The organism is Mycobacterium sp. TH-M82 (assembly GCF_057473605.1).
Genome location: NZ_JBYCKY010000345.1, coordinates 1 through 2,010, shown reverse-complemented (window position 1 = coordinate 2,010; position 2,010 = coordinate 1). Strand labels below are relative to the sequence as shown.

Here is a 2,010-nt window from a genome sequence, read left to right as displayed (position 1 = left end):
CACGTATCGCCGCACACAGGCGTTCAAGCTTGTCGCTGTCGTCTTCGGTGGCAGGGATGCCGTCGTCGTCAGGGGGCACTTCGCCAGGTTACTGGTGAGGGCGCACTCTGCCGTGGGTTATGAAGTGCAGCCCGGTTCGCAGATCGCGTCCCACAAGTCTGGTCGTCGGCAGATTGCTCCAGTGCGTCGAGCTGCGCGGCGGCCTCCGGTGCGGACTCGATGGGCACGGCTAGCGGCGCCGCGTATAGGTGCGTTTCACGGCGGTGGCCGGGTCGTCGAGGAAGTCCGCGATGCGCGTGCGGTCGGCAGTCGGGAGCGCGAGGTAGCTCGCCTGTGCCGCCGACATCACTACGGCCGGTTCCAGCACCAGCACGCCGTCGGGTTCTTCGCGTAGCAAGTACGTCGAGTCCGGGTGACCCACCAGGGTGACGCGGCCGCGGCTGTCGGTGCGGATCATCTCACTCATATCACCACACTGTCCCCTTTGTGGGTTCAACCTACAAAGGGTAGGGGCATCTCAAACCAATTCGGGGATGTCCGATAAACGATCGTTTGCACGACAGTTCCAACGGTAGGGCGTTTTCGCAGGGCGGGTCTGTAACGCTTGCCGTGTCCGCGCCAACGTCACGTTGTCGGGGGTTGGCGATACGTTCGGGCCATGCGGATCGGTTATGGACGGGTTTCCACCCACGACCAGCGCCCCGAGGCCCAACGCGATGCTCTCACCGCGGCCGGCTGTGATCGGATCTTTCTCGACGTGGTGTCAGGCAAGCTGGGTCGCCGCCCTGAGCTGGACAAAGCGTTACTGTCGGCCAACCGGGCCGGCGACCAGCTGGTGGTGACCAAACTCGACCGGCTGGGTCGGTCACTGGAACACCTGATCGAGTTGTCCAAGCGCCTCGATGCCGCCGGCGTGGATTTGGTGGTGCTTGACCAGGGGATCGACACCTCGACTGCCATCGGCCGCATGTTCTTCCAAATCCTCGGCGCTGTAGCGGAATTCGAGCGCGCTTTGATGTCGGAGCGCACGATGGACGGCCTGGCGGCCGCGCGGGCCCGTGGCCGCACCGGTGGCCAGAAACCAAAACTGGGGCCGCGCCAGGTGAAGCTGGCGCAGCAGATGTACAGCGAGACCCGGGATGACGGGAAGCGTCGCTACACCGTTGCCCAAATCGCCGCCGAGTTCGGCGTCACCCGGCCTACCATCTACCGGCACCTGAGCAAGGCCCTCAACACCAGCAACTCGACCGCGACCATGTGACTGAAATGAATGCGTCACCCGCGTATTAATGTATGACAGTGTTACAATAATCGTCATACACCAACACGAAGGGGGCGGTATGGCCGTCTTGAACATCCGGGTAGAAGACCGGATCCGCGATCAGCTCAAGGAGATAGCCGACGCCGAGGGCGTCACGCTCAGCGAATACGTCCGCGATCTGGTCATGGCGGCGGTAGTCCCCGTGTATCAGCAGCCGATAAAGCACGGCGACGAGCCGTCGCCGGAAACCATGCGGATCGCCGACCGGCAGATGCTGTCGATGCTCCACCGCATCCTGGCGCGTGTGCTGCCCGAAGACGCCAATGACGACGACGGGGACGCGGATCACCAACTGAAGCGTGCGCGGATGATCGAATCGGGCTTCACCCGGGAGTACTGGCAGGAAGTCGCAGGGTTCCACACCGAGCTGTCCAAGCGCGACTGCGACCGCGTACTGGACATCCTCGACATGTTCCGCGTGATCACGTTCAGCATCAGGCGGCTTGAGAAGCAGGGGGAGGCCATCAACGAGGACGCGGCGCATGGGCTGGAGTTCGAGGGCTTCGACTTCAACGACGGGCTCGAGAGCCACATGGCCAGCTACGTCGAGTTCCTGATGGAGGATGGCGACCGCTGGACCGAACTGCGGCCGCAGCTGGACCGCACCGACGGCGGAAACTCCCACCACCGGATGCTCGACATCTACATGCGGATGCTCGCCGAGTACCGGCGCATCATGGACGGCCGCG

3 protein-coding genes are annotated in these 2,010 nt (G+C 63.7%); 2 read left to right on the top strand and 1 reads right to left on the bottom strand.

Translation table 11 applies throughout. The features are described from left to right. Positions 1-229: 229 nt before the first annotated feature. Positions 230-466 (bottom strand): hypothetical protein, encoded by a 237-nt coding sequence (locus tag AC2VON_RS10635; RefSeq protein ID WP_486952923.1) that lies wholly within the window; start codon positions 464-466, stop codon positions 230-232. 192 nt (positions 467-658) lie between these two features. On the opposite strand from AC2VON_RS10635, the gene AC2VON_RS10630 reads away from it, so the two are divergent. Next, entirely contained in the window at positions 659-1,261 is a 603-nt protein-coding gene (locus AC2VON_RS10630; RefSeq protein ID WP_486952922.1) for a recombinase family protein, read from the top strand. 79 nt (positions 1,262-1,340) lie between these two features. After that, positions 1,341-2,010, top strand: a 670-nt coding sequence (locus AC2VON_RS10625) for a YfbU family protein (protein ID WP_486952921.1), incomplete at its 3' end; no start/stop codon positions are given.

What these genes read in the sequence shown, in the direction of transcription:
- AC2VON_RS10635 (WP_486952923.1), bottom strand. Translation starts at nt 466, where the DNA reads ATGAGTGAGATGATCCGCACCGACAGCCGCGGCCGCGTCACCCTGGTG.
- AC2VON_RS10630 (WP_486952922.1), top strand. Translation starts at nt 659, where the DNA reads ATGCGGATCGGTTATGGACGGGTTTCCACCCACGACCAGCGCCCCGAG.